20 protein-coding genes are annotated in these 22,026 nt (G+C 67.3%); 6 read left to right on the top strand and 14 right to left on the bottom strand.

The window, feature by feature from the left end; translation table 11 throughout:
* Window positions 1-186 precede the first annotated feature (186 nt).
* Complete coding sequence (gene alr, locus H0X95_RS12930; RefSeq protein ID WP_059723153.1) at window positions 187-1,308, top strand: alanine racemase; 1,122 nt, start codon at window positions 187-189, stop codon at window positions 1,306-1,308.
* Window positions 1,309-1,512: 204 nt separating this feature from the next.
* Here the strand turns inward: alr and H0X95_RS12925 are convergent, their stop codons facing one another.
* Together H0X95_RS12925 and H0X95_RS12920 are read right to left on the bottom strand one after the other, a co-directional pair.
* Entirely contained in the window at window positions 1,513-2,307 is a 795-nt protein-coding gene (locus tag H0X95_RS12925) for an enoyl-CoA hydratase (RefSeq protein WP_059723151.1), read from the bottom strand.
* A 183-nt stretch (window positions 2,308-2,490) separates the two neighbouring features.
* A complete protein-coding gene (locus tag H0X95_RS12920) occupies window positions 2,491-3,924 on the bottom strand; it encodes an MFS transporter (RefSeq protein ID WP_059723147.1) in 1,434 nt (477 codons plus the stop codon).
* Window positions 3,925-4,061: 137 nt separating this feature from the next.
* Here H0X95_RS12920 and H0X95_RS12915 point away from each other — a divergent pair, with 137 nt between their 5' ends.
* Entirely contained in the window at window positions 4,062-4,952 is an 891-nt protein-coding gene (locus tag H0X95_RS12915; protein ID WP_006491368.1) for a LysR family transcriptional regulator, read from the top strand.
* Window positions 4,953-4,982: 30 nt separating this feature from the next.
* On the opposite strand, the gene H0X95_RS12910 is transcribed toward H0X95_RS12915, so the two are convergent.
* From H0X95_RS12910 to H0X95_RS12885, 6 genes are all read right to left on the bottom strand, one after another.
* Window positions 4,983-5,441, bottom strand: a complete 459-nt coding sequence (locus H0X95_RS12910; protein ID WP_059723144.1) for a DUF3592 domain-containing protein — start codon at window positions 5,439-5,441, stop codon at window positions 4,983-4,985.
* A gap of 143 nt (window positions 5,442-5,584) precedes the next feature.
* On the bottom strand, window positions 5,585-5,950 hold the full coding sequence (locus H0X95_RS12905) for a response regulator (RefSeq protein WP_006486240.1): 366 nt from the start codon (window positions 5,948-5,950) through the stop codon (window positions 5,585-5,587).
* 36 nt (window positions 5,951-5,986) lie between these two features.
* Window positions 5,987-6,946 (bottom strand): chemotaxis protein CheX, encoded by a 960-nt coding sequence (locus H0X95_RS12900; protein WP_059723142.1) that lies wholly within the window; start codon window positions 6,944-6,946, stop codon window positions 5,987-5,989.
* A gap of 22 nt (window positions 6,947-6,968) precedes the next feature.
* Window positions 6,969-7,550: a hypothetical protein gene (locus tag H0X95_RS12895; RefSeq protein WP_059723139.1), complete on the bottom strand. Its 582-nt coding sequence runs from the start codon at window positions 7,548-7,550 to the stop codon at window positions 6,969-6,971.
* Window positions 7,547-8,275 (bottom strand): methyl-accepting chemotaxis protein, encoded by a 729-nt coding sequence (locus H0X95_RS36170; protein ID WP_059723489.1) that lies wholly within the window; start codon window positions 8,273-8,275, stop codon window positions 7,547-7,549. The genes H0X95_RS12895 and H0X95_RS36170 overlap by 4 nt, the downstream gene beginning before the upstream one ends.
* A gap of 22 nt (window positions 8,276-8,297) precedes the next feature.
* The gene (locus H0X95_RS12885; RefSeq protein ID WP_059723136.1) at window positions 8,298-10,673 is read right to left on the bottom strand and encodes an MCP four helix bundle domain-containing protein; all 2,376 of its coding nucleotides are present in this window, start codon (window positions 10,671-10,673) and stop codon (window positions 8,298-8,300) included.
* 57 nt (window positions 10,674-10,730) lie between these two features.
* Between H0X95_RS12885 and H0X95_RS12880 the strand changes: the two genes are divergently transcribed.
* Complete coding sequence (locus H0X95_RS12880) at window positions 10,731-10,958, top strand: hypothetical protein (RefSeq protein WP_080403584.1); 228 nt, start codon at window positions 10,731-10,733, stop codon at window positions 10,956-10,958.
* A 115-nt stretch (window positions 10,959-11,073) separates the two neighbouring features.
* Here the strand turns inward: H0X95_RS12880 and H0X95_RS12875 are convergent, their stop codons facing one another.
* Complete coding sequence (locus tag H0X95_RS12875) at window positions 11,074-11,481, bottom strand: type II toxin-antitoxin system VapC family toxin (protein ID WP_059723134.1); 408 nt, start codon at window positions 11,479-11,481, stop codon at window positions 11,074-11,076.
* The gene (locus H0X95_RS12870; RefSeq protein ID WP_006491146.1) at window positions 11,478-11,720 is read right to left on the bottom strand and encodes an antitoxin; all 243 of its coding nucleotides are present in this window, start codon (window positions 11,718-11,720) and stop codon (window positions 11,478-11,480) included. The genes H0X95_RS12875 and H0X95_RS12870 overlap by 4 nt, the downstream gene beginning before the upstream one ends.
* A gap of 258 nt (window positions 11,721-11,978) precedes the next feature.
* On the opposite strand from H0X95_RS12870, the gene H0X95_RS12865 reads away from it, so the two are divergent.
* Entirely contained in the window at window positions 11,979-12,662 is a 684-nt protein-coding gene (locus H0X95_RS12865; RefSeq protein WP_059723132.1) for an alpha/beta hydrolase, read from the top strand.
* A gap of 65 nt (window positions 12,663-12,727) precedes the next feature.
* Here H0X95_RS12865 and H0X95_RS12860 read toward each other — a convergent pair whose 3' ends face one another.
* The gene (locus tag H0X95_RS12860) at window positions 12,728-14,233 is read right to left on the bottom strand and encodes an amino acid permease (RefSeq protein WP_059723130.1); all 1,506 of its coding nucleotides are present in this window, start codon (window positions 14,231-14,233) and stop codon (window positions 12,728-12,730) included.
* A gap of 77 nt (window positions 14,234-14,310) precedes the next feature.
* Window positions 14,311-15,717, bottom strand: a complete 1,407-nt coding sequence (aspA, locus tag H0X95_RS12855; protein WP_006491136.1) for an aspartate ammonia-lyase — start codon at window positions 15,715-15,717, stop codon at window positions 14,311-14,313.
* A 141-nt stretch (window positions 15,718-15,858) separates the two neighbouring features.
* Here aspA and H0X95_RS12850 point away from each other — a divergent pair, with 141 nt between their 5' ends.
* Window positions 15,859-16,833 (top strand): LysR family transcriptional regulator, encoded by a 975-nt coding sequence (locus H0X95_RS12850; RefSeq protein WP_012493259.1) that lies wholly within the window; start codon window positions 15,859-15,861, stop codon window positions 16,831-16,833.
* Window positions 16,834-16,889: 56 nt separating this feature from the next.
* Here H0X95_RS12850 and H0X95_RS12845 read toward each other — a convergent pair whose 3' ends face one another.
* The gene (locus H0X95_RS12845; RefSeq protein WP_059723126.1) at window positions 16,890-17,951 is read right to left on the bottom strand and encodes an asparaginase; all 1,062 of its coding nucleotides are present in this window, start codon (window positions 17,949-17,951) and stop codon (window positions 16,890-16,892) included.
* 325 nt (window positions 17,952-18,276) lie between these two features.
* Between H0X95_RS12845 and H0X95_RS12840 the strand changes: the two genes are divergently transcribed.
* The gene (locus H0X95_RS12840) at window positions 18,277-20,496 is read left to right on the top strand and encodes a TonB-dependent receptor (RefSeq protein WP_034202508.1); all 2,220 of its coding nucleotides are present in this window, start codon (window positions 18,277-18,279) and stop codon (window positions 20,494-20,496) included.
* Window positions 20,497-20,541: 45 nt separating this feature from the next.
* Here the strand turns inward: H0X95_RS12840 and phnY are convergent, their stop codons facing one another.
* On the bottom strand, window positions 20,542-21,996 hold the full coding sequence (gene phnY, locus H0X95_RS12835) for a phosphonoacetaldehyde dehydrogenase (protein WP_196446072.1): 1,455 nt from the start codon (window positions 21,994-21,996) through the stop codon (window positions 20,542-20,544).
* Window positions 21,997-22,026: the final 30 nt, after the last annotated feature.

Genomic DNA, 22,026 nt, shown 5'->3' with positions numbered 1-22,026 from the left:
GCGGGAGACGGCGTGCGGCCCGCTGCGGCGCCAAAATTTCCACCAAATCGTCGACAAATACGTTAATTAAAACTGGTCGAACACCAATAAGATAGCGTTCAACACTGGCTTGGCGCGATCGCGCCAGCCCACCGTTTCACGCCGCGCCAACCGCGCACCGAACGACATCCGACCCGAGCCCTTGCCATGCCCCGTCCCATCGTCGCCCATATCCGCCCCGACGCCGTCCGCCACAACCTCGACTTCATCCGCCGCACCGTCGCACCATCGCGCGTGTGGGCCGTGATCAAGGCCAATGCGTACGGCCACGGCATCGAACGGATCTATCCGGGCCTCGCGGCCGCCGACGGCATCGCGCTGCTCGATCTCGACGAAGCCGTGCGCGTACGCGAGCTCGGCTGGGACAAGCCCGTGCTGCTGCTCGAAGGCGTCTTCGAGCCGGCCGACGTCGAACTCGCCGATCGCTACCGGCTGACGGTCGCCGTGCACTGCGACGAACAGCTCGACCTGCTGATCGCCGCGAAGCCGAAGCAGCCGATCGACATCCAGCTCAAGATGAATTCCGGCATGAACCGGCTCGGCTATCGGCCGGCCGCGTTCCGCGCCGCGTGGGAACGCGCGGCGAATGCCCCGTCGATCGGCAAGATCACGTTGATGATGCATTTCGCGAACGCCGACGAAGGCGAAGTCGACTGGCAGTTGGAGCAGTTCGACGCGACCACGGCCGGGATTCCGGGCGAGCGCTCGGTGTCGAATTCGGCGGCCGTGCTGTGGCATCCGCGCGCGCATCGCGACTGGGTGCGGCCCGGCACGATCCTGTACGGCGCGTCGCCGACGGGTGCTGCGCGGCATATCGCCGACACGCCGCTGGTGGCCGCGATGACGCTGACCAGCAAGATCATCGGCGTGCAGACGCTCGCGCCGGAAGAGACCGTCGGCTACGGCCGCCGCTTCACGGCCGACCGGCCGATGCGGATCGGCGTCGTCGCGTGCGGCTACGCGGACGGCTATCCGCGCCACGCGCCGACCGGCACGCCGATCGCGGTGGACGGCGTGATGACGCGCGTCGTCGGCCGCGTGTCGATGGACATGCTGACCGTCGACCTGACGCCTTGCCCGAACGCGGGCATCGGCTCGAGCGTCGAGCTGTGGGGCGACCAGGTGAAGGTGGACGACGTCGCGGAAGCCAGCGGCACGATCGGCTACGAGCTGATGTGCGCGCTCGCGCGCCGCGTGCCGGTCGTGATCGTGCCGCCCGGCGCATCGACCGTGCAAGCGCCGCTGCGGACGGGGAGTTACGGACGCTGACCGGCGCCGGTACTACAGTGCTGCGGTGCTGCGGTACGTGACCACGTCGCCGCGCATGCCGTGCTTCTTGCTGGCGGGCCGCCTCGGGCAGGCCGTCAGCTCTGCGGCGAACCGCTTACGCAGACCGACGACGACACGGTCCGCCGTTGCGCGTTGCACAACGACGGACGCCGACGCGTTCTCTTATTCGCCTCCGTCAACGCATCACGAACGCCACGTCGGCTTCCGCTTCTCGAGGAACGCGTCGATCCCCTCGCCCGCATCCTCTTCCATCATGTTGCGCGCCATCACGTCGCCCGCATACGCATACGCTTCGTCGAGCGGCAACTCGCGCTGACGATAGAACATCTGCTTGCCATAACGCACCGCGGCCGGGCTCTTCGCGACGATCTCCGCGACCTTGCGCGCGACGGCTGCATCGAGTGCGTCCTCGGGCACGGCTTCGTTGACGAGCCCCCACGCGGCGGCCGTCGCCGCATCGACGAAGCGCCCGGTCATCAGCATGTCGAACGCGCGCTTGGCCGCGACGTTGCGGCTCAGCGCGACGGCCGGCGTCGAGCAGAACAGCCCGACGTTGATGCCCGACACCGCGAAGCGCGCGGTATCGGCCGCGACCGCAAGGTCGCACGCGGCGACGAGCTGGCAGCCGGCCGCCGTCGCGATGCCGTGCACGCGTGCGATCACCGGCACCGGCAACGCGCGCATCGCGAGCATCACGCGGCTGCACTGCGCGAACAGCGTGCGGTAGTAGTCGAGTTCGGGCTTGCCGCGCATCTGCCGCAAGTCGTGGCCGGCGCAAAACGCCTTGCCTTCGGCGGCCAGCACGACGCAGCGCACGTGCGGATCGGCCGCCAGCGTATCGAACGCATCGTGCAGGGCCGACAGCATCGCTTCGGACAACGCGTTGAACTGCTGCGGGCGATTCAGCCGCAGCGTGACGACGCCGTCGTGCGCGTCGCGCAGCAGGATCGGCTCGGCGGTCTGTTGATCGGGTTCCATGGGGCTCCGCTGGACAGGGTCGACAGGTTGCGCGGCGAGGCGGGCGAGTGGTCATCGCGCCCGCTCGCTCGCGGCATATCCCGGAAATGGTCCTCCACATTGCGCACCGCGTCCAGCCGCGTCGCCGCATGCGCGTGCGCGGCGGCCTGCCGGCCACTACGCCACACCCTTGCCGCTCGTGCGTCAACGGCGCGGCTGCGGCTGCGCGGCTTCCACGCGGCCTGCCGTCCTCGCCGCCAGCGCGGCTATCGCATAGGCGACGCATCCGAGCGCCGCGACCGCCCACAGCGCATCGGTCGGATCCGGCAACAGGATCGTCGCGGCGCCTGCGACGGCCACGCCGAGCAGGCTGCCGGCCTGCCGCGCCGCGTTGAGGAACCCGGATGCCACGCCCGCCGCGTCGGCAGGCACCTGTTCGAGCACCGTCGCGATCATCGGCGCCACCGACAGCGCGGTTCCGGTGCCGAATGCGACCATGGCCGTCCAGACCACCGGCCACGGCGCACGCAGCGCGAGCGCAAGCGCGATCGCCGGGACGGCCAGCGCCGCCATCGCGAGGCCGTTTGCCATCAGCCTGACCGGACGCACCCGGCCGTGCAGTTTTCCCGACAGCAGATTGCCGAGCGACAGGCTCAGCGCGAACGGCAACAGCGTCAGCCCCGTCTGCCGCGCACTCATGCCGAAGCGCCCGTGCAGGTACAGGCTCAGCACGAACAGCAGCCCGAAGTAGCCGACATAGACGAGGCTGCCCATCAGGTTCATCGCGACGAAGACGCGATTGCGAAACCACGCGAGCGGCACCATCGGATGGCGGGCACGCCGCTCGATGACGACCAGCACCGCGGCGGCGAGCGCGGCGACCAGCAGCGCGCCCCGGACCTCCGTGGCGCCGACGCCGCGCGTCGGCAGTTCGATCACCGCGAAACACAGCGCACCGAGCGCCGTCGCGCCGACGCACTGGCCGGCCCAGTCGAACGGGCGCACGTCCCGCGCGGCCGACGCCCGAACGAGCGCCGCCGCGCCGGCAAAGGCGACCGCGCCGGTGGGCACGTTGATCAGGAACGCGCTGCGCCAACCGAAATCGTCGACCAGGATTCCGCCGAGTACCGGCCCCACGGCGACCGCGACCGACGCGATGCCGGCCCACACCGCGATCGCCCGCGCGCGCTCGGCCGGCACGTCGAAGGTGCTGCGCACGATCGCGAGCGACGCGGGCAGGAAGAGCGCGGCGCCCATGCCCTGCCCGAAACGCGCGACCACGAGGATCGCCACCGACGACGCGCCCCCGCACGCCGCCGACGCGGCGACGAACAGCGCCAGCCCGGCCAGATACACGTGCTTCGCGCCGAACCGGTCGGACAGCGCGCCGCCCGCGAGGATCAGCGCGGCGAAGCTGAGCGTGTACGCGTCGACGATCCACGCGAGTTCCGCGACCGTCGCGCCGAGGCTCGTGCGCATCGCCGGCAGCGCCACATTGACGATCGTCGAATCGAGCACCGCCATGAACATGCCGACCGCGACGAGCGCCAGCGTCAGGCGCTGCTCGCGCGCCGTCGGGTGGTTCGGTGTCGCCACCGAGACGGGTGCGGGGACGGAAACGGAATGGCAGTCGGACATGACACCTCCAGGCAGATGCCGGGAGTCTAGGACCGGCCGCGCGATGCGGAAAAGTGATAATTTCGCATTTGCCTGATGCAGATCTGCATCACCGATTCCCGCCCGTCGCCACCAGCCCGATGACACAATCGATCCGCATGAACTGGGACAACGCCCGCTTCTTCCTCGCGCTGGCGCGCACCGGCACGCTGCGCGGCGCCGCGGCGCAGCTGAACGTCGACCAGGCGACGGTCGGGCGCCGGATCGCCGCGCTCGAGGACGAACTGTCGGCCCGGCTGTTTCTGCGCACGCCGACCCTCTATGTGCTGACGACCGCGGGCGAAGCACTGCTCGAACCGGCCGAAACGATGGAACGAGCGTCGCTGACGATCGAGCGCCGGGTAATGGGGCTCGACGAGCAATTGGCCGGGTCGGTGCGCATCGCCACGACCGACACGCTCGGCAAGCGCTTCGTCGTTCCGGCGATCGCCCGCGTGCGGCGCAAGCATGCCGGCATCGACGTGGTATGCGTGACGTCGGCGCAAATCACCAACCTCACGCGCCGCGAGGCGGATCTCGCGATTCGCACGTTGCGGCCGGAATCGCCGGACCTGATCGTCAGGCGGCTCGGTCATCTCGAAACGGGCATCTACGCATCGCGCCGCTACCTGGCCGAACGCGGCGAGCCGGTCGCCGGCAGCGCGTTCGACGGGCACGATCTGGTGATGTACCAGCAACCGGTGGTGCCGACGATGTGGGACGCGCTGTGCGGCGAACCGACTTCGCGCGGCCGCGTGATGTTCCAGACGTCGTCGACGATGATGCTGGTGGAGGCCACGCTCGCGGGGCTCGGCATCGCGGAGCTGCCGTGCTTCCGCGCCGACACCGAGCCGGAACTGGTGCGCCTCATGCCGCAGCGATGCAATCATTTCGACGTGTGGCTCGTCGCCCACACCGATCTCTACAAGACCGCGCGCGTGCAGGCGGTGATCGAGGCGGTCGTCGACGAATTCGCGACGGCGGCGAGCGCGACGACCGCTGCCCGATAACGCGGGTTTCAGGCTTTTCAGGCTTCTGCGTCAGCGCACCGGGGGGTGTCTCCGGCTACGCGAGGCACGCACGCCCGACCACACCTGACCGACGCCGACGGCGAAAAAAACCATACCCATCGCGCCGATGGTCAGCACGGTGCCCCAGATCGCGCCGAACGTGTTCATCCGCGCGGTCGTCCTCGGCGCGTCCGGCGCGTAGCGCACTTCGACCGTTGCGCCGTCCTCGACGCTGACTTCGCCGCCTTGCGCATAGTCGACCTGCTCGCCCGCGAGCGTCGTGAACGTGATCTCCGGATGATGCGGGCCTGCGTTCAGCTTGACCACGCGCCCCGGTACGACGACCGAGGTTCGCAGGAATTCGCGTGTCGACTGCGCGTACAACGCAGTGCCGATCAGCATGCACGTGCCCACGATGGTAAAAACGATGCCCTTCGCGATCCGCCACTCGATGTGCTGCGCAGCGGGTCGCCCGATTTCGGATGCCATCTGCTTCGTTCCGCTCCTGATGTTCGTCAATGCCGGGCGTGCGGCACACGATGCGCCGCCACGCCGCCTTCGGCATCCGGCAGGATACGGACATCCCGGCACGCTGTAAATTGCGTACGCAAGCGGCTCGCCGGCCGCGCGCGTCAGCCCGCGAGCTTCTTCAGCGCGTCGAGCACCGCATCGCCCTTGAACGGCTTCACGATCCAGCCCTTCACGCCGGCGGCCTTGCCGCGCTCCTTCATCGCCGGGCTGCTTTCGGTCGTCAGCATCACGACGTTGACCGCCGTGTTCGCCAGTTCGCCGCGAATCTTCTCGACCATCGTCAGGCCGTCCATGTTCGGCATGTTCACGTCGCTGATCACGAGACGCACGCCGGGCGTCGCCTTGAGCTTCGCAAGCCCGTCCTTGCCGTCGACGGCCGTCGCGACGTCGAGCCCGTGATTGCGCAGGAAGCCTGCCACTTCGTCGCGCACCGTGCCCGAATCGTCGACCACCAGAATCTTTGCCATGTCGTATTCCCCTTTCGTCGTTGCTGACTTCAACATTCAAAACAGTTCGAGTTCGCCCGCCTCGACCATCGGCCCGACGTCCTGCACCGATTCGCGGAAATCCTCCGGCGACCAGCTCAGGCTGAACACGAAACGCTGGTCGAGACGGACCGAACGCCCCGATGCCGGATCGGTCATCCGGTACTTGAAACAGAGCTGCGGACAGTCGCCGCCGAACGAGATGAACTTCTGCTTGTGATTGACGACGAGCGGCACCTGCACCGGATGGCGCGCCAGCGCCTCGGCGTCGCCGAGATAGCGGTTCTTGAACGCGCCCCACACGAGGTTGGTCAGCTCGCCGAGCACGCTGTTCACGTCGCGGAAATCCGGCGCGCGGCCGCCGTCGCGCGTGCCGCCGAGCATGTCGAGCAGCGGCTGCTCGCTCGTCTGCAGCAGCATGTAGCCGCGGCACCATGCGCTTTCGAGCGCGATCAGGCTGAACACCTCGCCGAAGATGATCTGGTCGCGCACGATGCACGGCGTGTCGTGCTCGATCGTCATGCCCGGGAACAGGCTGTCGATGCGCGCCTCGGTGATCTCCGAGATGCCGCGCACCAGCGCGTTCGGGTAGTCGCGGCCGAACAGGTATTCGTCGATCGCGCGCTCGAGCGGCGTCATGTCGTCGGCGACGTAGGCCGCGCACGCGACCCGCGCGAGCGCATCGGGCAGCCCGTCGCGCGACGCCAGCGATTCGCGGCGCAGGATGATCGGCAGCTCCGGGCGCAGCGCGTCGATCTGCGTCGCGATGATCGCGCTCTCGGCCGGCGAGCCGCCGTAATCCTCGGCCAGCAGGATCGCGCCGAGATCGATGTTCGAGCGCAGCACCTTCAGCAGCCGGCTGCGCCGCACGGTCAGGCCGACCAGGTTGTGCGCGTCGCAGAAACGCTTGATCGCATCGGCGTGCACGCGGCTGTCATCAAGCACGAGCACCTTGCTGACGGGTTGGTCTTCGGTCATCTCATCGATTCCTGATGGTCGGTCAGAACAGTTCGAGCTCGCCGCCGGTGTCCACCGCGGCCGTTTCCGGCACGTGGAAATCGACCGGCGCGTTCGCGCATATGCACAGCGTCGCGCCGACCCGCACATCGCCGTCGAGCGTCACGTCGTACGCGGCCACGTAATCGGGTGCCAGCGCGTGCAGGTAGTCGATGCTCGCGCCGCTCAGCATGTAAGGCGTCGACATCCCGAGATCGGGAAACGGCGCGGTCAGCGCCTGGTTGATCGCGCCGCAACACAGGTTCGCGATCTCCATGAACGCTTCGGTCAACGGCCGCTGGCTGCTCGTGCCCGCCGTCGTGCCGGCGAAATGGCGGCGCGTCGCGTCGTCGTCGCTGAAGCGCAGCGCGAGCAGCAGGCGAAAATGCAGCGCCGAGATCGTCAGCACGGCCACGTGTTCGGGCACCTTCGGCTTCGATCGCGATTTCGCGAGCACGCGATCGGGCGCGTCGGGATCGTGACCGGCGGCCGGCCGGATCTCGCACGCGCCGCCGGCCGCGAGCCGCGTGCGCGCGGCATCGAAAAAGATCCGTTCGAAACCGGCCCTCGCCTGCGCACTGATCACGCGGCTTCCCCTTCGATTCGCGCGTGCAGTTGCCCGGCCAGCGTCTCGACGGTCGCGAGCGCGGCCGTGATCATCTTGCCGCCGGCCTGGATGTCCTGGAACGTCGCGGCCGTCACGAGATCGTTGCGGTTCAGGCTGTCGCGATAGCTGTTCGACAGTTGCTGCGAGCGCGCGGCCAGCCCGCGCACCTCGCTCGCGACGATCGAGAAGCCGCGCCCGGCCGTGCCCGCGCGCGCGGCCTCGATCGACGCGTTCAGCGACACGATCGATACGTGCGCGACGATCGCGGACAGTTCCTGATTCTTCGTGCGCATGTCCTGGTTCTGCGTGGTCAGCGAGATCATCTGCTCGTGCCAGCGCTCGAACGTGCCGGCGAGCCCGCGCAGGCGCGCGGCTTCGTCGGCGATCTTCAGCGCGTGCTGCGCGAGCGCCGCGCGGTCGGCCGACAGCGCCTGCAACGCGTCGCGCTGCGCGCCGTGCGCGGCGGTCTCGCGCGTCAGCGCCTCCGCCAGTTGCGCCTCGCGTTGCGCCCATGCGTCGGCCGCTTCCGCATGCACCGACGCCGCTTCATCGGCGCGTGCGCCGGCTGCATCGAGCGCGTCGCGCAACGCATCGGCCTCGCGCGTGAGCGCTGCGACGAGCCGCCTGCGCGTCACGCGCAACACGACCGCCGCCGCCACCGCGACGACCACGCCGCCCGCCAGCGCGGCGGCCACCTGAATCATCCACGCCTGCTCGATCACGCCATCACTCCGCTGCGCCGATATCCGCGATGCGCGCCCGCTGCGCGTGCGCGGCACCGTCCGCCGCGAAGCGCGCCGGCAGCGACACGATCGTCTCGAACGCGCGATACGGCGCCCCGACGCGATCGTCGGTGAAGCGCAGCGCGATATCGCCGCCGTCGCGCTTCAGGAAATTGCGCACCGCCTCCATGCCGACGCCGCGCCCCGATACTTCGGTCACCGTCCGCGCGGTCGAGAAGCCCGGCCGGAAGATCAGCTCGGCGACCTCCTCGTCGGACAGCGCCGCTTCGCTGTCGGCATCGATCCAGCCGCGCTCGCGCGCGATGCCGCGAATCCGGTCGAGCGCGAGGCCGCGGCCGTCGTCGCCGAGCACGAACCACAGCTCGCCGCCGCCCACGCCGACCGCGATGTCGATCGTGCCGGACGCCGCCTTGCCGGCCGCGCGCCGCTCGTCGGACGATTCGATCCCGTGGTCGATCGCATTGCGCAGCAGGTGCATGAACACGTTCTTCAGCGTCGCAACGATCTCGCTGCGCACGCGCTGGCCGTGACTGTCGATATGCACGACGGGCGCCGGCTTGCCGAGCTCGGCCGCGAGCGACGGCAGCGACTCGATCACGCCGCCGAGCGCGTCGCCGATCCCTTGCGTGCCGAGCTGGCTCAGCATGCGCCGCACCGCATCGCGCGCCGCGTGCCAGTCGGACGCGTTCGCCGGATCGGCGCCGTCGAGCACGCGCAGGCTCTCGCTGATGTGCGCGCGCTCGACCATCAGGTAGTCGGCGCCATGCTGCGCCGGCTCGCCGCTGCGGCCGAGCGTGACCGCGTTGATCGTCGCGTAGTGGTCGACGGCTTCACGTACGCGCGCCAGATCCTCCATCAGCGCGTCGCGGTTCCACTCGGGGCCGCTGTCCGCGCGGCGCAGCGATTCGTACGCCTGCTCCGCTTCGTGGACGATGTTCGTCAGATGCTGCAGGCTGTACGTGCGCGCATTGCCCTTGATCGTGTGCATGTTGCGGAACAGCGCGGCGACGATCGAGTGATCGGCGCGCTCGTGCTGGCGGATCATCCGCTCGTTCTCGCTGAGGAAGCCCTTCGCGCTGTGCACGAAGTCGTGGAACTTGTCCTGGCTGATCGACAGGATCTCGCCGATCATCTCCAGGCGGCGCTGCTGCTCGCCGGCCTGCGCGGTCAGCTCGCGGATCTCGGTCACGTCGCGCACGCACAGCATCAGGCGCACGACCGTGTCGGTCTCATCGGTGATCGCCGACCAGCTCAGGTCGAGCCACTTCTCGCGGCCGTCCGGCATCCGCTTCGCGACCTCGTTGACGAGCAGGTGCTCGTTGAACGCGAAGTTCATGCTGTCTTCACCGAGGCATGCGTGCACGGCCGCGTCGACCTGCGAGCGCGCGTCGGCGCCGATCGCCGAATCGTCGAACACGAGCGCCATCAGGTCGCGGCCGGCAATGTCGTTCGTCTCGAAGATGGTTTCGAGGTACGCCGAATACTCCGCATGCACGACGCCGCCTTCGACGACGGTCAGGATGCCCTGCTGCATGTTCTGCAGCATCGCCTGGATGTCGGCCGTCTTCTGCTTCAGTTGCGCGGCGTTCTCCTGGATCTTCTCGATCATCCCGTTGAACGCGACGATCGAGTGGCCGATTTCGTCCATCCGGCCCACCGGCACGCGGCGCGTGAAATCCTGGCTCGTCGCGATCTCGCTCATCGCCGTCTGCATCCCGATCAACGGGCGCGTGATCTGGCGATACAGCACGAAGCCGAGCGCGGTCAGCAGCACGATCACCGTGCCGGCGACGCCCGCGATCGCGGTCGCCGTGGTCGCGAGCATCCCGTTCAGCGCGCCGATCGCGTCGTCCTTCTGGCGGTTCTTCTCGACGCGCAGCGTGTCGACGATGCTTTCGAGCTCATCGCGATACTGCGCGACGTTCGCGAACAGGTAGGCCTGCGCCATCTCGGCCTTGCCGTCCGTCTTCATCTTCACGGTGTCGTCGATCGCCGCGAAGTAGTTCACCGCGCTGTCCTTCGCCTGCGTGACGAGCCCTTCCTGCGCGCGGCCGACCGCCGATTTCGCCTGCGCGTCGAGTGCGGCGCGCAGCGCCGCCTGCTTCGCCTTCAGCTCGTCGCGCGCCTGGGCGGCGGTGTTCGCGTCGGGCGCGTAGACGAGCGTCATCGTCGCGATCTGGATGTTCTTCACATCGGCGACGAGATCCGCCGACGCGAGCGCGCTCGGCACGATTCCCTGGGTGACCTGACGCACCTCGGATGCGCTCTTGCGCGTCTGGTACACGGCATAAGCGCCGATCGCGGACAGCGCGAAGAACGTCAGGACGACTAGCAGCGTAATGCGATGACGGATGGTCATGAGTACAGCTCCCCGCAGCGATCCGGGTTCGATCGCCCTCTGGTCTATTGAAAGAATATGAGCGCCGAATTATCGGGGATGGTGTATGACTGTCCGATGACCGAAAATCAATCGGTCATTGAGAAAAATGAAATGAATAATTGTGCGGGGAAAATCCTAAAGTTTTTGGTCGGCTTGCCGTTAACTTTCCGCCGCCATACCCCGTATGGATGCGGCGTTCGACGAATCGCACGAATAGCGGATATTCATTGTTTTATTCATGCTCCGCAAACTCCGTTCTATTGAATGCCGGCAAAACGTTTGCGTATTATCGGCGAGTCGTTTTTCCTGGCATCTTTTTATGCTCTACGCGGGGTTTGTCGGGCAGGTTCGTTAATGTCGACCTTGCATGACCTGCCGTTCAGTCTGCGCTCGGTTCGGCGAGCCAGTCTTCGAATTGCAGCCGCGGAACGCGCTCGAATTTGCGGACGTTGTGCGTGACCAGCACCAGATGCCGCGCACGCGCCTGCCCTGCGATCAAGGCGTCGTATGGACCGATCGGCGTGCCGGCCGCGATCAGGTGCGCACGAATTTCACCCGCATGCTGTGCATCCTCGGTGTCGAACGATACGACCTCGAACTGCAGCGCGTCGACACGCGCGACGTTCGCAGCCGCTCGCTGGCTCTTGTACGCGCCGTAGTAAAGCTCGTGCGCGACGATCGCGGGAATCCCGAAATCGGCCGGGTGCCAGGCATGCAAACGGGCCAGTATCGCCGGCTCGCCTTTGAGAATGGCGATCACCGCGTTGGTATCCAGCAGGAACTTCATTCGAACACGTCCAGGCCCGAGCGCTCCTGAGCGGACGGCTGTGTGGTCGCTGCAGCCTCGAAATCGGCGTCCACCGGACCGATCAGCGGTGCCAGCCAAGCCCAGTCTTGCGGCATCGGCTCGAGAATGACGGCCGCCCCGTGGCGGCGGATGCGAACCTCGGCCGTATCGAAGCGGAAATCCTTCGGTAGCCGGACAGCCTGCGAGCCGCCATGCTTGAAGAGCTTTGCAGTATCCATCGCCCCATCCTCACGTATCTACAGAATGTATCTATTTTATCAACTGTACGTGAGAATGACGAGTCGTCCACTTGGCCTGTCGTCGGCGTATATCCGGGCCGTCCGGCCATGCCTGGCCGCGTGACATCGCGATCCGTTCCCGCAACGAACGGTGCCCCGATTCATTCCGCCCAGGAAACAATCAATCCCGCCCCGGCGATTCCCCTGCCGATCCGCCCGCTCTAGACTGTCGCATCGACCTCTTTCCGGACCCACGCGATGACCGACGCCCTGCCGCTGACCACCGATCCCGATTCCGGCCTGCAGTACCGGCTGCGCCCGGCCGCTGGCCGCCCCGCCGCGCGCCTGTTGCTGCTGCACGGCGTCGGCGGCAACGAAACCAACCTGCTGAACGTGGCCGACGTGATCGATTCGCGCATCGAAATCGCGTTCCTGCGCGGCCCGCTCACGTTCGGGCCCAGTCAGCATGCGTGGTTTCCGGTGCGTTTCGGCCCGAACGGCCCTGAAATCGATGCGGCGCGCGCGGACGAGAGCCGCGTGCAACTGATCACGCTGCTGCATGCATTGCGCAAGCAGGATGGCGCGGCACCGGCTTTGCCGACCGTGATCGCCGGCTTCAGCCAGGGCGGCATCATGAGCGCGAGCGTCGGCCTCACGTCGCCGGGCGATGTGAGTGCGTTCGCCGTGCTGTGCGGGCGCATCCTGCCGGAAATCGATCCGCTGATCGCGCCGCGCGATGCATTGAGCACGCTGCACGCGCTGGTGATGCACGGCCGCTTCGACGACAAGCTGCCCGTCTCGTGGGCGGACAAGGCCGACACGAAGCTGACGGCGCTCGGCGTCGCGCACGACACGCGGCTGTATGCGGCCGGCCACGAGCTGACCGCGGAGATGGCCGGCGATTTCGGCCGATGGGTCGGTGAGCGCGCCGGGTTGAACTAACTGAATGTGAACCGAACGCACCAGGGGCGCCGGCCCGCGAACGGACCACCCCCCGGTACATGCCGTCACGCGTTCCGCGCAGGGTCCGCAACGCCACGCACGGATGCGGGCATCGCCGCCGCCCGCTCGCGCTCGGCGCCGCGTTTCGCCAGCTTCCAGCCGATCACCAGCGCGAGCACGACGACCGGAATCGTCGCGATGGTCCACGTGCCGCCCGGATAGTCGAACGCCATCAGCACCAGCACGCCGACCAGGAAAGCGAGCGTGAGCCACGACGTGAACGGCGCGCCGGGCATCCGGAACGACACGGCCTTCATCTCGCCGCGATCGACCGCGCGGCGGAACAGGATCTGGCACATCACGATGAAGCCCCACGTCGTGATGATCCCGAGCGACGCCATGTTCAGCACGATCTCGAACGCCTGGGCCGGCACGATGTAGTTGAGCGGCACGCCGATCGCGTTGATCGCGACCGTGATCAGGATGCCGCCGTACGGCACGCCGCGCGCATTCATCCGCGACACGAAACGCGGCGCCGAGCCGCCCATCGCGAGCGAGCGCAGCACGCGGCCCGTCGAATAGAGGCCGGAATTCAGGCTCGACAGCGCGGCGGTCAGCACCACGACGTTCATCACCGTACCGACGTACGGCACGCCGAGCTTGCTGAAGAACGTGACAAACGGGCTTTCGTGCGCGCTGTACGCGGTCCACGGCAGCAACAGCGTCAGCAGTACGACCGAGCCGACATAGAACAGCGCGATGCGCCACATCACGCTGTTGATCGCCTTCGGCAGCACCTTGCGCGCGTCCGCCGTCTCGCCCGCGGCGACGCCGACGAGCTCGATGCTCGCGTAAGCGAACACGACGCCCTGCACGATCAGCACGGCCGGCAGGATGCCGTGCGGGAAGATCCCGCCATGATCCGCGACGAGATGCAGCCCCGTCATCTGCCCCGCGACCGGATGGCCGCTCGCGAGAAACACGGAGCCGACCGCGAGAAACACCGCGAGCGTGCCGACCTTGACGAGCGAGAACCAGAACTCCATCTCGCCGAACACCTTCACGCCGATCATGTTCATCACCGATACGATCCCGAGCGCGCCGAGCGCAAACACCCATTGCGGCACGTCGGTGAACACGGCCCAGTACTTCATGTAGATCGCGACTGCGGTGATGTCGACGATGCCGGTCGTCGCCCAGTTCAGGTAGTACATCCAGCCCGCGACGAACGACGCGCGCTCGCCCATGAACTCCCGTGCGTACGACACGAAGCTGCCGCTGGTCGGCCGGTGCATCACGAGCTCGCCGAGCGCGCGCATGATCAGGAACGCGAACACGCCGCACACGAGATACACGAGCGCGAGCGCCGGCCCCGCGCTTTGCAGGCGCCCGCCCGCGCCGAGAAAGAGGCCGGTGCCGATCGCCCCGCCCATCGCGATCATCTGCACGTGGCGTGGCTTCAACTGCTTCGCATAGCCGGCTTCGTGCGACGCGAACATCGCATCGGGATCGGCATGAGCGGCATCCGCGCCGCCGGCCGGGCTGGCCGGGCGTTCGCTGGTGTGTTTCATCGTGAGTCTCCGTCGTTTGTTGATGTGTCGCGCCCCGCTTCGGGGGCGCTTTCGGTACGGTCGCGAACCGGCTGGCGTCAGCGCGCCCGAGGCCGGATCAGCGCTTCCGGTTGCAGCGCTTCGTCGAGTTGCGCAGCGGTCATCAGCTCGCGGGCCAGCACGACCTCGCGGATCGATTTGCCGGTCGCATGCGCTTCGGCGGCCACGGCGGTCGCGCGCTTGTAGCCGATGTACGGATTCAGCGCGGTCGCGAGCGCGACCGAGCGCTCCATCGTTTCGCGCAGCCGCTCGGGGTTCGCGGTGATGCCGCTCACGCAGCGCTGCGCGAGCGTCGTGCAGGCGGCCGTCAGGTGGCTGAAGCTGCGGAACAGCGCGCTCGCGATCACCGGTTCGAACGCGTTGAGCTGAAGCTGGCCGGCTTCGGCCGCGAAGGTGATGGTCAGGTCGTTGCCGAACACCTCGAACGCGACCTGGTTGACGACTTCCGGGATCACCGGATTCACCTTGCCGGGCATGATCGACGAACCGGCCTGCACCGGCGGCAGGTTGATCTCGCCGAAGCCCGCGCGCGGGCCGCTCGACAGCAGTCGCAGGTCGTTGCAGATCTTCGACAGCTTGACGGCGATCCGCTTGAGCACGCCCGACACCTGGACGAACGCGCCGCAATCCTGCGTCGCCTCGATCAGGTTCGGCGCGGTGCTCAGGTCGAGCCCGGTGATGCGCCGCAGCGCGGCCAGCGCCTTCTCCGCATACTCCGGATGCGCGGTGATGCCCGTGCCGATCGCGGTCGCGCCGAGGTTGATCTCGCGAATCAGCCAGCCGGCCTCCTGCAGCCGCGCGATGTCCTCCGTCAGCATCACCGCGTAGGTCGAGAACTCCTGGCCGAGCGTCATCGGCACCGCGTCCTGCAACTGCGTGCGGCCGAGCTTCAGCAAGCCGGCGAACGCGTCGGCGCGCTCCGCGAACGCATCGCGCAGCCGCGCCATCGCTTCGAGCAGATGCTCGACCGCGAAGCACGTCGCGATCCGGATCGCGGTCGGATAGACGTCGTTGGTGCTCTGCGCGAGATTGACGTGTTCGTTCGGATGCAGGTATTCGTACTGCCCGCGCGCGTGTCCCATGATTTCGAGCGCGCGGTTGCAGATCACCTCGTTCGCGTTCATGTTGGTCGACGTGCCGGCGCCGCCCTGGATCACGTCGACGACGAACTGGTCGTGCAGCCGCCCTTCGCGGATCTCGACGCACGCGGCGGCGATCGCATCGCGGTACGGCCGCGGCAGCAGCCCGAGTTCGCAGTTGGCGTCGGCCGCCGCTTCCTTCACGGCCGCGAGCGCCATCACGAGGTACGGCAGCGACGCAATGGTGCGGCCCGAAATGTCGAAATTCTCTTTCGCGCGCAGCGTGTGGACGCCGTAGTAGGCGGCATCCGGAATACTTCGTTTCCCTAAAAGATCCGCTTCGACGCGGAAGCCGTTTTCTGCCATCGTGCCCTCCTGAATGTCTCGTGCCGCTCGTCGTGCGCCGCTTCCCGACGCGACGGGTTCGCATTCTATGCCTTTGCAAAAACAACCTCGCTTCTGTATTATCGAAAGCGGTTTTGCGTGGGACGCAATAGCGAGAATCGAATGAAAACAGGCGCGAGGGAAACCGGCATCGATCACCTGGGCGCGATGCGCGCGTTCGTGCGCGTGGTCGAAACGGGGAGTTTTTCGGCGGTCGCGAAGGAGATGCACGTGTCGACGTCGACCGTCGCGCGCAAGGTGACGGCGATCGAGGAAGCGCTCGGCGTCGCGCTGCTGCACCGCTCGACGCACAGCGTGACGCTCACCGAGGCCGGCCACATCTACCTGGAGCGCGCGGTCACGCTGATCGCCGATCTCGACGACACGCTGCGCGTCGTCGCCGAGCTGAATGCGCGGCCGAGCGGCCCGCTGAAGCTCACCGCGCCGGTCGCGTTCGGGCGGCGTCATCTGGCGCCGCTGATCGCGCCGTTCCTGGCGCGCTATCCGACCATCCAGCTCGACGTGCGGCTCACCGACAACCACAACGACCTCGTGGCCGGCGGCTTCGACCTCGACATCCACGAAGGCGAGAACTACCTGGATAACCTCGTCGTCCACCGGTTGTCGCGCAACGACAGCATCCTGTGCGCGACGCCCGCCTACCTCGACCGCTGCGGGCGGCCGGCGACGCCGGACGACCTCAAGCATCACAACTGCCTGCGCTACGTGCACCCGGAAGGCGATCCGCGCTGGGATCTCGTGAGCGGCGACGCGCACCACAGCGTGCTGCCGGCCGGCAATCTCGTCACCGACCATTCGGAATTGCTGCTGGATGCGACCTGCGCGGGGCTCGGCATCGCGGAATTCGAGATCTGGCTGGTGCGCGACCTGCTCGCGAGCGGCCAGCTCGAAGCCGTGCTGCCGCGCTACCGGCTGCAGAACCGGCTGACCGGCGAATTCATCTACATCGCGTATCTGGCGAACCGGCGCAGCTCGGCGAAGCTGCGCGTGCTGAAGGATTTTCTCGCGGAACATCTCGCGCAGATCGGCGAGCTGTCGGAGCGGGAGCTGGCGAAGATTCGCGACCTGCGCGCATAGTGCGCGCCGACGCGCGGGCCGGCGGCATCGGCGCGGTGACGGCTCGGTAACGGCGTTCAGGCCGCCTGCAATTCGAACGGGAACGTCGCGTACCCGAACTCGACGCCCTGCGTGTTGAGCATCCGCGGCCGGTGGAAGCCGGCCAGTTGCGCGCGCTGCTCGGCGGTGCCGATCCGCAGCCGTTCGAGGATTTCGCTGACGACCATATACAGCACGTCGAGATTGCCGTCCTCGATCTTCACCGAAATGCCGAGCGCGCCGTCCGCACCGAGTTCCCGCGTGCGTTCCGACGCACGCACGCCGATCCCGTAGCATGCATCCGCGCCGAGCTTGCCGACCACCTGCCCGCCGAACGCGTTCATCAGCACCGTGCAATAGCGCCCTTCGCCCGCCACCAGTTCCGGATACGCGGTCATCGAACGATGAATGCGCGCCAGCGCGCGAACGCGATCGGTAACCGCGCCGCCGGCTTCCACCGCGTCCGCACCGTCGGCCAGCGACGCATAAAGGCGCGCGAGGCGATCCAGCGAGAACGCCGGCGTCGGCAGGTTGCAGCCGTCGATCGCCCAGTCGACCTCGTCGTCGCGCAACCCGCACGCATCGGCCACCACGTGCTTCACGCGCACCTGCATCGGATGGTCGGGCAGATGGTAATCGGCGATCGCCGCGCCGATCGCCTGCGCGCCGGCCAGCATCCCGACATGCTTGCCGGAACAGTTGCTGCACACGCCGGTCGGCGTGTAGTCGCGCTTGATCCACGACCGGTACACCGCGTCGGACAGCGGCGGATGGCCGCCGCAGCGCAAATCCGCTTCGTGCGCGGCGACCTTCTCGAGCATCGCGCGCGTGCGCGCGATGTGACGGTCCTCGCTGCTGTGCGACGCGCACATCAGCGCGATGTCCGCGTCGTCGAAGCCGAAGCGTTCCGGCGCGCCCGTCTCGATCACCGACAGCGCCTGGGCCGGCTTGGCCGCCGACCGCGCGAGCGTGATCCGGAACGGATCGCCGAACCGGGACAGCAGCCTGCCGCGTGCATCGACGACCGCCACATGGGCGACGTACGTGTTCTCGATCGCATTGCCGCGGTATGTGACGACTGCTGCGCGTGGGGTGTCCATCGTGTCCTGTCTCCTTGCCTGGGGGCCTGACTGCCGGGGCCCCTCAACCGGTACGGCAGTGTAGCGAGTCGCCGCCGCCGCGCGGCGGCCCTGTCATGGAAAGCGGTGTTGCACGCGACGCAAAGGCGATCGCGCCCCCACGAAAGCCCGACCGAATGAGTACAAAAACCATTCAATCGTTTACAGATTTGACACTAATCCGTAGAATTGCGACCGCAAACGCGAATCATACGCATTTACATTGACGTTTTCCGATGTTTCGGGCACGCCCCGCCGGCATCGAGAAAAACGCGTCCGATCACCGAACCTTCCGCTGCTTCCCGATATGCCCGCCCAGTTCAAGACGAGGCCTCGCACCCTCGTATCGGCACTGACCTGCTCCGTGTTCCTGACGCCGCTGCTCGCCTCCGCCGAAACCGCTCCCGCTTCCGCTCCTGCCGCCGACGTCCCGGCGACGCTGCCGACGATTGCCGTGCAGTCGTCCGCGCTGTCGGACATGCAGGTGAAACGCTCGCCGTCGTACAAGTTCACCGCGCCGCTGCTCGATACGCCGCGCTCGGTCACGGTGATCCCCGAGCAGTTGATCAAGGAGAAGAACGTCACGTCCTTCGCGGACGCGCTGCGCTCGGTGCCGGGCATCACGTTCCTCGGCGGCGATGCGGCGGCGAACCCGTCGGCCGACCGTCCGGTGATCCGCGGCTTCGAATCGCGCAACTCGATCTTCGTCGACGGCATGCGCGACTCCGGCCTGCAGAATCGCGAGACGTTCGCGGTCGAGCAGATCAGCGTGATCAAGGGCCCCGATTCGGTCTACGCGGGCCGCGGCTCGGTGGGCGGCAGCATCGACATCGTCACGAAGACGCCGCAGAACGACAACTTCATCAACAGCAGCATCGGCTTCGGCACCGACGGCTACAAGCGCGCGACGGTCGACGCGAACCGCAAGATCAACGACACGACGGCCGTGCGCCTGAACGTGATGGGCCACGACGCGAACCAGGCCGGCCGCAACGACGTGTACAACAAGCGCTGGGGCGTCGCGCCGTCGATCGTGTTCGGGCTGAACACGCCGACCACGGTCACGGTCAGCTACTACCACATGAACTCCTACGACATGCCGGACTTCAGCGTGCCGTTCCGCGCATCGGGCGGCACGCCGGTGCCGACCGATCGCGGGCAGTTCTTCGGGCTCAACACGCGCGACTACCGTTACGGGCAGACCGATACCGGCGAAATTCGCGTCGAGCACAAGCTCAATGACACGTGGAAGCTGAAGAACACGACGATGTTCGGCCGCTCGACGCTCGATTACGTGGCGACGAATCCGCAGATCCTCGCGTCGAACCCGAACATGCTCGGGCTGCAGGCGAAGAGCGGCAAGTACGCGCTGAACGGTTTCTCGAACCAGACCGAAGTGACGGGCAGCGCGAGCCTGTTCGGGATGAAGCACACGCTGACGGCCGGCGTCGAGTTCAGCCACGAGCAGGCACGTTACGAGGGCTATCTCGTGTCGGATTCGGCCGGCAACAACATCCGCTCGAACAGCCCGTGCGCGGTGGTCGGCAACTGCACGCCGCTCGCCGGCGGCTGGAACCCGAACATGCCGTGGACCGGCAGCATCGTACTGAACGGCGACAAGGGCTTCCCCGGCGCGACGACGAACACGCGCACCGATACGGTCTCCGCGTACATCTTCGACACGGTGAAGCTGTCCGAGCGCTGGCAGTTCAACACGGGGCTGCGCTTCGACCGCTACGACACGACCGGCAAGCAGGCCGGCGTCGCCGACCTGTCGAACACGTCGAACCTGTTCAGCTACCAGTTCGGCCTCGTGTTCAAGCCGGTGACCAACGTGAGCCTGTACGCGTCGTACGGCACGTCGTCGAACCCGCCGGGCTCGAACGGCGGCCTCGGCGGCGGCACCGACCAGATCACCGCGACCAACCAGGATCTCGCGCCCGAACGCGCGCGCAACATCGAGATCGGTGCGAAGTGGGACGTGCTGCAGGATCAGCTGTCGCTGACGTCCGCGCTGTTCCAGACCGAAAAGACCAACGCGCGCGTCAGCGACGGCCTCGGTCACACGGTCAACGCGGGCAAGCAGCGCGTGCGCGGTTTCGAATTCGGCTTCGCGGGCAACCTGACGCAGAAGTGGCACGTGTTCGGCGGCTATTCGTACCTGAACGCGATCACGACCGACGCGGGCCCCGGCAGCCCGGGCGCATCGGGCCTGCCGATGGTGATGGTGCCGAAGCACAACTTCACGCTGTGGACCAGCTACGACGTGATGCCGAAGCTCACGCTCGGCGCGGGTGCGACGGTGATGAGCAAGACCTATGCATCGGTATCGCCGACCGTGAAGAAGTGGACGCCCGGCTATGCACGCTTCGACGCGGCCGCGACGTGGCGCGTGAACAAGACGATGGACGTTCAACTGAACGTGCAGAACCTGTTCGACAAGCAGTATTACGCGAGCGCGTATCCGATCTACGCGACGTGGGCGCCGGGCCGTTCGGCGATGGTCACGCTCAACTTCTATCAGTAACGCCGCCGGCGACGGGAGGGCGCGCCGCGCCCTTCCCCGCCGCGTTCACCACGGCAGCGAATACGTCTTCACGTTCGTGAAGCTCTTCATCGCCTCCTGCACGCCCTCCTTGTAGCCGAGCCCCGAATCCTTCACGCCGCCGAACGGCGTCAGTTCGAGCCGATAGCCGGGCACCTCGCGCACGTTCACGCTGCCGACTTCCAGCTCGGTGATGAAGCGCGTGATGTGGTCGAAGCGGTTCGTGCACACCGACGACGACAGCGCGTAGTCGGTGCTGTTCGACATCCGGATCGCCTCGTCGATATCGCGAAAGCGCATGATCGGCGACACCGGCCCGAAGGTTTCGTGCTTGACCAGCGGCATGTCGGGCGTCACGCGATCGACGACGGTCGGCGAATACAGCGCGCCGTCGCGCACGTTGCCGACCAGCAGCCGCGCGCCGCGCGCGATCGCGTCGTTGACTTGCTGCTCGCAGAACTTCGCCGCCGCTTCGTCGATCACCGTGCCCATGTCGACCGACGGATCGGACGGGTTGCCGTACGACCAGGCGCGCGTCTTCTCGACGACGAGCGCCGTGAAGCGATCGGCCACCGCCTCGTGCACGAGCATCCGCTTGATCGCCGTGCAGCGCTGCCCCGAATTCTTGTACGAGCCCGACACCGCGAGCGTGCTCGCTTCGTCGAGATCGGCATCTTCCATCACGATGATCGGATCGTTGCCGCCGAGTTCGAGCACCGCGCGCCGGTAGCCCATCCGCGCGGCGATCGACTTGCCGATCGACACGCCGCCGGTGAACGTGATCAGGTCGATCGCCGGGTTCGTGATCAGCTCGTCGGCGATTTCCTTCGGGTCGCCGGTGATCACCTGCAGCATCTGCGGCGGCAGGCCGGCTTCGTACAGGATGTCCGCGAACAGATAACACGACAGCGGCACCTTCTCCGACGGCTTCACGACGATCCGGTTGTTGGTCGCGACCGACGGCACGATCTTGTGCGCGACCTGGTTCATCGGGTGGTTGAACGGCGTGATCGCCGAAATCACGCCGAGCAGCGGATCGCGCTGCGTGTACACGCGGCGCTTCTTGCCGTGCGGCGTCAGATCGCACGAGAAGATCTGCCCGTCGTCCTTCAGCACTTCGCCGGCGCCGAACGTGAGCACGTCGGCCACGCGGCCGGCCTCGTAAGTCGAATCCTTGATGCACAAGCCGGCCTCGGCCGTGATCAGCGCCGCGATCTCCGCGGTGCGCGAGCGCACGATGTCGGCCGCGCGGCGCAGGATCGCCGCGCGATCGTGGCGCATGAGCGTCGGCCGGTACGCACGCGCGACCGCGAAGGCACGGCGCACGTCGTCGAGCGTCGCCTTCGGCACGGTGCCGACCAGCGCGCCGTCGTACGGGTTGCGCACGTCGATCACCGCGTCGCGCCACACGCGCTGCCCGTCGATGCGCAACGCTTCGTGACGCACGTCGGATGCGGGAATCGGCTTCAAAACCGTGCTCATGTCGTCTCCGTTCTCGTGAGGCGTGGTCGT

The organism is Burkholderia sp. 9779_493 (assembly GCF_015712215.1).
Taxonomy (GTDB): Bacteria; Pseudomonadota; Gammaproteobacteria; order Burkholderiales; family Burkholderiaceae; genus Burkholderia; species Burkholderia cenocepacia.
Note: the sequence above shows the minus strand (reverse complement) of the source record. Positions and strands in the feature narration are given on the sequence as shown.

Excerpts from the sequence above, each read along its gene's own strand:
- H0X95_RS12885 (WP_059723136.1), bottom strand. The coding sequence starts at position 10,673 with ATGACCATCCGTCATCGCATTACGCTGCTAGTCGTCCTGACGTTCTTC.
- H0X95_RS12865 (WP_059723132.1), top strand. The coding sequence starts at position 11,979 with ATGACCGACGCCCTGCCGCTGACCACCGATCCCGATTCCGGCCTGCAG.
- H0X95_RS36170 (WP_059723489.1), bottom strand. The coding sequence starts at position 8,275 with ATGATTCAGGTGGCCGCCGCGCTGGCGGGCGGCGTGGTCGTCGCGGTG.
- H0X95_RS12900 (WP_059723142.1), bottom strand. The coding sequence starts at position 6,946 with ATGACCGAAGACCAACCCGTCAGCAAGGTGCTCGTGCTTGATGACAGC.
- H0X95_RS12880 (WP_080403584.1), top strand. The coding sequence starts at position 10,731 with ATGAGCGCCGAATTATCGGGGATGGTGTATGACTGTCCGATGACCGAA.
- alr (WP_059723153.1), top strand. The coding sequence starts at position 187 with ATGCCCCGTCCCATCGTCGCCCATATCCGCCCCGACGCCGTCCGCCAC.
- H0X95_RS12875 (WP_059723134.1), bottom strand. The coding sequence starts at position 11,481 with ATGAAGTTCCTGCTGGATACCAACGCGGTGATCGCCATTCTCAAAGGC.
- H0X95_RS12920 (WP_059723147.1), bottom strand. The coding sequence starts at position 3,924 with ATGTCCGACTGCCATTCCGTTTCCGTCCCCGCACCCGTCTCGGTGGCG.
- H0X95_RS12910 (WP_059723144.1), bottom strand. The coding sequence starts at position 5,441 with ATGGCATCCGAAATCGGGCGACCCGCTGCGCAGCACATCGAGTGGCGG.
- H0X95_RS12905 (WP_006486240.1), bottom strand. The coding sequence starts at position 5,950 with ATGGCAAAGATTCTGGTGGTCGACGATTCGGGCACGGTGCGCGACGAA.
- phnY (WP_196446072.1), bottom strand. The coding sequence starts at position 21,996 with ATGAGCACGGTTTTGAAGCCGATTCCCGCATCCGACGTGCGTCACGAA.
- H0X95_RS12845 (WP_059723126.1), bottom strand. The coding sequence starts at position 17,951 with ATGGACACCCCACGCGCAGCAGTCGTCACATACCGCGGCAATGCGATC.
- aspA (WP_006491136.1), bottom strand. The coding sequence starts at position 15,717 with ATGGCAGAAAACGGCTTCCGCGTCGAAGCGGATCTTTTAGGGAAACGA.
- H0X95_RS12850 (WP_012493259.1), top strand. The coding sequence starts at position 15,859 with ATGAAAACAGGCGCGAGGGAAACCGGCATCGATCACCTGGGCGCGATG.
- H0X95_RS12915 (WP_006491368.1), top strand. The coding sequence starts at position 4,062 with ATGAACTGGGACAACGCCCGCTTCTTCCTCGCGCTGGCGCGCACCGGC.
- H0X95_RS12925 (WP_059723151.1), bottom strand. The coding sequence starts at position 2,307 with ATGGAACCCGATCAACAGACCGCCGAGCCGATCCTGCTGCGCGACGCG.
- H0X95_RS12860 (WP_059723130.1), bottom strand. The coding sequence starts at position 14,233 with ATGAAACACACCAGCGAACGCCCGGCCAGCCCGGCCGGCGGCGCGGAT.
- H0X95_RS12840 (WP_034202508.1), top strand. The coding sequence starts at position 18,277 with ATGCCCGCCCAGTTCAAGACGAGGCCTCGCACCCTCGTATCGGCACTG.
- H0X95_RS12870 (WP_006491146.1), bottom strand. The coding sequence starts at position 11,720 with ATGGATACTGCAAAGCTCTTCAAGCATGGCGGCTCGCAGGCTGTCCGG.